This is a genomic window from Aquimarina sp. MAR_2010_214 (assembly GCF_002846555.1).
GTDB lineage: Bacteria > Bacteroidota > Bacteroidia > Flavobacteriales > Flavobacteriaceae > Aquimarina.
This window is the reverse complement of record NZ_PJMS01000001.1, coordinates 45192-52024: the sequence shown is the minus strand read 5'-3', so window position 1 is coordinate 52024 and position 6833 is coordinate 45192. Positions and strand designations below refer to the sequence as shown.

The following is a 6833-nucleotide window of genomic DNA, read 5'->3' as shown; positions in this document are numbered from 1 at the left end:
AAATCTACTATCCCGTGGCAATATTGCCACGGGAGGGTATATAACAAAAAAATAAGAGCAGATGAGAAATATATACATAATAGTTGTGGTGATGTTTTTAAACGTTGCATTTTATACCAGTTATGCACAACAAGATGCTCAATATACTCAGTATATGTATAATACAGTAAGTGTTAATCCGGCTTATGCAGGTAGTCGAGGAGTGATGAGTATTATGGGGCTTCATCGTAGTCAATGGGTTGGGTTAGATGGTGCTCCCCGTACTCAGACATTAACTCTTAATACTCCTTTAGGAGGAAGTGAACGTCTAGGTTTAGGGTTATCTATAGTTAATGATGAAATAGGCCCTACTGATGAGACGTATTTCGATATTGATTTTTCATATACTATCCCGACCTCAGAACAGGGAAAATTAAGTTTTGGTATCAAGGCTGGAGGTCATTTGTTAAGTGTTGATTTCCAACGTTTATCCCAGTTTAATACTAATGATGCATTGTTTGAGAATAATATTGACAATAAGTTTAGTCCTAATGTTGGAGTTGGTTTGTATTATCATACCAACAGGTTTTATTTTGGTTTAAGTGCTCCTAATCTGTTAGAGACAGATCATTTTGATGAGAGTACAACGACAAGTAGCAGTACAGCCGTTAGTTTTTTGGCAGAAGAACGTATTAATTACTATTTGATAGCGGGTCATGTTTTTGATCTGAGTAATGAACTAAAATTTAAACCAGCAGTATTAGGTAAACTGGTTTTTGGAGCACCATTACAAGTTGATGTTTCTGCAAATTTTTTGTTATATGAGCGATTAACATTGGGTGTTGCTTACCGTTGGAGTGCTGCAATTAGTGCAATGGCAGGTTTTCAGATTTCAGATTCTTTAATGATCGGTTTTGCTTATGATAGAGAGGTAACAGAGTTAGGGCAAACTCAATTTAATGATGGTAGTTATGAGTTCATGTTACGTTTTGAACTCTTTAAAAAATACAATAGAATGTTAACCCCTCGTTTCTTTTAACACGTGAGGGTATGATTATTAATATAAGAAGACTTAAAATAAAACAAAATGAATTTTTTTAAAACTATTTTAACGCTATTTATAGTGATACTATTTAGCAATATATTTATTAGCTGTAGTAATGATGATGATGCACCTTTGAATGCATTACCGACAGCTACTAATGTTAGTATAAAAGTTGAAGCAAGTCAAGCAACAGGAAATTATACATATTCTGATAAAGAAGGAGATCCAGAAGGAACAAGTACCTTTAAATGGTATCGTGCAGATGATATTAATGGAACAAATGCAGTATCAATTACTAATGCTACTCAAAAAGTATACACTTATACTTCGGATGATGATGGAAAATATATTGCTTTTGAAGTAACCCCTTTTCAAAGCGATAATACTAAAGGGAATCCTGTAAAATCAAACTTTCTTGAGTATACAGAAAATACAGGTGTAGAAATTGGTGAGGCTTCAAATGATAAGATTACTTTGTATAATGTTTCAGGAAAAACAATTACAAAAAAAATAAATTACACTGTTCCTGATAACCTAAAAGCATTTCAAAACGACGATCAGAAACATCAAGAACTTTGGCAACAAGTATTAAAAATTGTTCCAGAATCAGATCTTTCTAAAATTAATCAATTTATGATTTTTGCAGGCGATAGTGATTCTTCTGCAGACTTATACGGAACACTTGGTTATGTAGTCCCTACAAACAATGACTTAACCACTTGGCAATTTGGATTAGCTATTGATTTATCGTATCAAAATTCTTTTGATGATCACGAAAATGGTCTTAAAGGAACTATTGTTCACGAATTTGGACATATAGTTACTCTTAATAATTACCAAGTAGATCCATCTGTAACTAGCTGCACTACTCATTCCTTGCAAGAAGGTTGTGCTAAAAGTGACTCTTATATTTATAAGTTTTATACTAATTATTGGACAAGTATTCCCGAAACTAATACTGCAGAACAAAATTATATCGCTAATCCAAATAATTTTGTAAGTGAATACGGAGCTACAAATCTGGGAGAAGATATTGCAGAAACATTTAGAATTTATGTGCTAGCAGTTACACCTACAGACAATACATTTATAAAAGATAAAAAAATCATTGAGTTAGACGGGTATCTGTCTTTACAGAATATACGTACTTCTATTCGTGCAAGTATTGGTGATGCGGCTATCCACTCAAAGAAAATGATGCAAAAATTAGCCAAGTTTAAAGGCTGTGGAACCACTATTATGATGGAAAAAAGATACGCTAATCAATCAAAATAAGAGAAATGAAGAAGAACGTTGTAGGGATTTTATTTTTATTACTAATAATATCAGGTTGCGTAGCATCAAAAAAAATGAATAATGATCAAATAATACTAAAAATTGAACGAACACCTTGTCTTGGAAAATGCCCTGTTTATACTTTTGAAATTTATGATAATAAAACGCTAAAATACAATGGAGTTAAAAATGTTCCTAATCAAGGAGTACGGGAATTAAAATTAAGTAAAAAAGAGTATACCAATTTAATTAGCCGTTTTGAAAAGTTACCTTTCTCAAGGTATAATACAGAATACGGTCCAACAAATATTAGAGATATAACTTATGTTTATGTTACCTATAAGGGGAAAAAGGTAAAAATGACACAAGGAAGTGAGCCTAAAGAGTTACTTAATCAAGTTCGTGAAATAGAAAAACAATATAAATTGATAGAATAAGCCACGCTTATAACTATAAATAATTACGTCCTAATATTGACAACTACTTGTAGGTTAATTGATTATATACACGGGTTTATTGTTTTTAAAATGATAAGACAAAAATTCACAACTATATTGAAAAACAAAAATGAGAATCTGAAATAAAGATTAGTTTTTAGATTTAAAAAAACGACAGAATTATGAACTTGAATAAATACTTTATAAATGTATCTTTAAGCATATTATTATCTGCAGTTGCTTTTACCCAAGAAAAACGTCTGGTAAAAGCAGATGAAAACTTTGGACGTTATGCTTTTATTGATGCTCGTGAAATTTACCTTAAAGTTGCAGAAAATGGATATGAATCTCCAGATTTATATAAAAAACTGGGCGACTGTTATTATTTTAATGGACAACTTGAAGGGGCGGTTGTTTGGTATGAAAAGTTAGTTGCTACATATCCAAATAGGATAGATCCTGAGTACTTATTTAGATATTCTCAAAGCCTTAAAAGTATGGAACGGTATAAGGAATCAGATGAAGTAATGGAACAATTTAATAATCTTACGGGAAATGATCAACGAGCAGAATTTTTTAGGAATACAAGAGATTATTTGCAGTTTATTGAAATGCAATCGGATAAATTCAAGTTATCAAAGTTAAGTATAAACTCTAAATATTCAGATTATGCTCCTAGTTTTAATAATCAAGGAGAATTGATATTTTCTTCTTCTCGAGGCAAAGGTAGTGGAATGAGTAAAACTATTCATGAATGGGATGAAATGCCATTTCAGGATTTATTTTCATCCTCTATTAATAGTGATAAAGGACTTCTGGAGTCACCTAAAAAACTGAAAGGGAAAATAAACACAAGATTTCATGAATCTTCAACATCATTTAGTAGGGATGGACAAACTGTATATTTTACTCGAAACAATTACACTAAAAGAAAATTAGGGGCGAATACAGAAGGTACTGTATTGCTGAAATTGTATAGAGCAACACTCGTGAATGACAAATGGACAAATATAGAAGAGTTACCTTTTAATGATGATGAATACTCTATTGCACACCCTGCGTTAAGTGCAGATGGTAAAAAACTTTATTTTGCCAGTGATATGCCCGATAGTAGAGGACTTTCTGATTTGTATGTTGTTGATATAAATGATGACAAAACCTTTGGTAAACCAAGAAACCTAGGAGATAAAATTAATACAGAAGGAAGAGAGACTTTTCCTTATATAAGTGATTCTGGACAACTGTATTTTGCTAGTGATGGACATATTGGTTTAGGAGGATTAGACATATTTATAGCAATCCCTAAAGAATTTGGGATGTTTTCTGTTCCCTATAACGTAGGGAAACCAGTGAATAGTTCTGAAGACGATTTTACTTTTATTATTAATGAAAACACAAAAACAGGATATTTTTCTAGTAATCGTACAGGAGGAAAAGGAAGTGATGATATATATAGTTTTAAACAAACTGACGACTTGATTACTTCTTGTAATCAATATGTAACTGGAGTAGTAACAGATGCTACTTCAAAAGAAATTTTGGCAGGCACAGAAGTGATTTTAATGGATATTAATAATGATGAATTAAAACGAACAACTACAGATGTTAGAGGAAGGTATAAATTTGATCTGGAATGTAAAGTCTCATATCTTGTTAGAGCAATAAAGGTAGGATACAGATCTACAGAAGTTATTTTTAATACTAGTGCTGTATTTGAGAAAGAGCATAATTTGACCTTACAACTTAACGAAGGAGGATTAGAAGAAAAAGAAGCAAAACCAGGAGATGATTTAGCAAAATTATTGGATTTAGATATCATATATTTTGATGTGAACAAGTCTTTTATAAGACCAGATGCCAAAGTAGAATTACAAAAAATTATTGAGGTGCTTAAGAAATACCCTAATTTAAAAATTGATGTACGATCACATACGGATAGTAGATCTAGTTTTTGGTATAATAAAAAATTAAGTGAAAAACGAGCAAAGAACACCATTAAATATATTGTAGAAAAAGGAGGTATCGATAAATCTCGAATTACAGGGAGAGGTTATGGAGAAAGGAGATTGATTAATAAATGTAAGGATGGTGTACCTTGTAGTGACGATGAGCATAAGCGCAACCGTAGAAGTGAGTTTATTATTCTTAAATAATTTTAAAACAGAGAAAAGGAAGTAATGCAAAAAAACTAATTAATGGTATAAAAATTTTGCCAATTTGTTTACCCGAAAACCTCCCACTATTGTTCCCAGAAATGGGAGGTTTTCTTAATAAGATTAAAGTCTTGTTTGATAATGAGTTAGGAATATGTGTGTTGATGCAACTTAAATAATTATTGATCATCATGTCTGATCATTAAAAAGAAATACATATAAACAGATGAAAAACTAAATACTTAAAAATTGAAGAATAATAGTATTTGAAAGAAGTCAATATTTATCAAGCACTATCTCATTAAGTGTATAATTAAAACTATCGAGTGCTTGACTTTTTTAACTCCTTTTTTTCATATATAGCTAAGAACTGATTTAAGGTGAACCTAAAATGGTTAGAAAAGAAAAAGTGAACCTAAAAAAAAGACTATATGCAACTACTGATCTCTAAAAACTTTTATTAAAAATTACTGGGACCAAATCTGCTTTGAGAACTTTAGCACTATCTTGTGTATCCTGAATGGACAATCTTAAAATTAAGTATAATAAGAATATTGAGATATTTTGAAATAATTACTCTAATACCATCTTTTCCAATGTTGTTTGAGATCTCCTTGATTCTGAATCCAAATAAAAAACTCAATTTATATTGGTTTTTAAAGTTTTTAATAACTCATCAAAATCTGAAGATAGATCAACATTAATAAAATTAATAGATTCTATATCACCTCTGCTATGTAGATATCTCCTACCAACTCTTACAGCAGTAGCTTTTCCTGAATTCTTTTTGATATCAATCACACTTACTTTAGCTGGATTATGAGATTGAATCTTCTTTAATACTTCTATAGTGTTGTCTTTACTTCCATCATTTACAAAACACAAGTGGAAATCGTTTTCTTTTTGTATAAAGTTTAAGAAAGCAGTTACATTAAGTCTCTTTTCTTCATTATAACATGGTATGATAATTCCTATTTTCATAGTAGTTTTTTGAAGTTTACATTTCAAATGTAATCCGATGTGTTAAGTGTTTTAGGATATTTCGATGAATGTGTAGTTAAATTCGACGAATAGTTTTTGTCGAAAGACAAATCGTTCATCGGCCTATTGATTTTTATAATATTATTTCTCTTTTTGATGTATTAAGATTCAATTTTAAATTTACTAGAATAATATTTTAACACCTATTTGCGTATAAACTCTGGTTATAGTTGTGCTTTTGGGGTTCTTTTGATGAAAATCCTTTCTTACTGTTAGTCATCAAAAGGATAATTTTATACCAAACCATAAATGATAGATTCGAGCTTTGTATAATAGTTCCACTTTTTAAAAAAGGACAACTACTATAAGATTTACATTCATAACTCCAAACCGTTTTTATCTAGTAAAATTGGTTATAACCATATCGCTACTAGTGTTTTAACAGAATATATGCTTGAAAAAAGTATGACCAAAAAATTATAGAGGTTATAGAAAACCTAACAGTGGATGCATATTAATGCAATAGGTTAATGAGAAAAACTTCATGTAGTAAGAGTATTATAAAGTTTTTCAGAGATTGACACTAAATTGGTTTATAGATACTGTTTTTATAGAAGTTAATTGGATTAGAATTTCATTTAACTGTTCATACCTTCATTTCAACGATTCTTTTTCTTTGTTTAAACGAATTTTTCGTTTTTTTTTAAACAAGAGAGATAAATTTATTTTTTAATTTTAAAATAATACGATATGAAAAAAATGCATAAATCACTTTTAATTTGCCTATGTTTTTTAATCCAAATTATGTGTTATAACCGTGTTATGAAGATTGGAAACGTAATATGTATAATATTTCTCCTAATTCAGTTTCTCATTATATGCTATCCGTAAGTAATATATCCTAATAATCAAATAAAAAATTTACTAGTGATAATGACTTCTCTACTGTTTCTATAGTATTAG

The 6833-nt window shown here is 30.1% G+C and carries 5 protein-coding genes and 1 pseudogene; 4 read left to right on the top strand and 2 right to left on the bottom strand.

The window, feature by feature from the left end; translation table 11 throughout:
• Positions 1 to 61 precede the first annotated feature (61 nt).
• The 4 genes from ATE84_RS00245 to ATE84_RS00230 all read left to right on the top strand — a co-directional run bounded on the left by ATE84_RS00245 (position 62) and on the right by ATE84_RS00230 (position 4889).
• On the top strand, positions 62 to 1018 hold the full coding sequence (locus tag ATE84_RS00245; RefSeq protein WP_101444837.1) for a type IX secretion system membrane protein PorP/SprF: 957 nt from the start codon (positions 62 to 64) through the stop codon (positions 1016 to 1018).
• A 48-nt stretch (positions 1019 to 1066) separates the two neighbouring features.
• Positions 1067 to 2299: a hypothetical protein gene (locus tag ATE84_RS00240; RefSeq protein ID WP_101444835.1), complete on the top strand. Its 1233-nt coding sequence runs from the start codon at positions 1067 to 1069 to the stop codon at positions 2297 to 2299.
• Positions 2300 to 2304: 5 nt separating this feature from the next.
• Positions 2305 to 2736, top strand: coding sequence for a DUF6438 domain-containing protein (locus ATE84_RS00235; RefSeq protein ID WP_101444833.1), 432 nt, complete (start codon positions 2305 to 2307; stop codon positions 2734 to 2736).
• A 182-nt stretch (positions 2737 to 2918) separates the two neighbouring features.
• On the top strand, positions 2919 to 4889 hold the full coding sequence (locus ATE84_RS00230) for an OmpA family protein (RefSeq protein WP_101444831.1): 1971 nt from the start codon (positions 2919 to 2921) through the stop codon (positions 4887 to 4889).
• Between the two features lie 639 nt (positions 4890 to 5528).
• On the opposite strand, the gene ATE84_RS00225 is transcribed toward ATE84_RS00230, so the two are convergent.
• Positions 5529 to 5870 (bottom strand): glycosyltransferase, encoded by a 342-nt coding sequence (locus tag ATE84_RS00225; protein ID WP_101444830.1) that lies wholly within the window; start codon positions 5868 to 5870, stop codon positions 5529 to 5531.
• Between the two features lie 235 nt (positions 5871 to 6105).
• Positions 6106 to 6270 (bottom strand): annotated as a pseudogene (locus ATE84_RS26525) (IS1595 family transposase); the annotation flags it as partial.
• Positions 6271 to 6833: the final 563 nt, after the last annotated feature.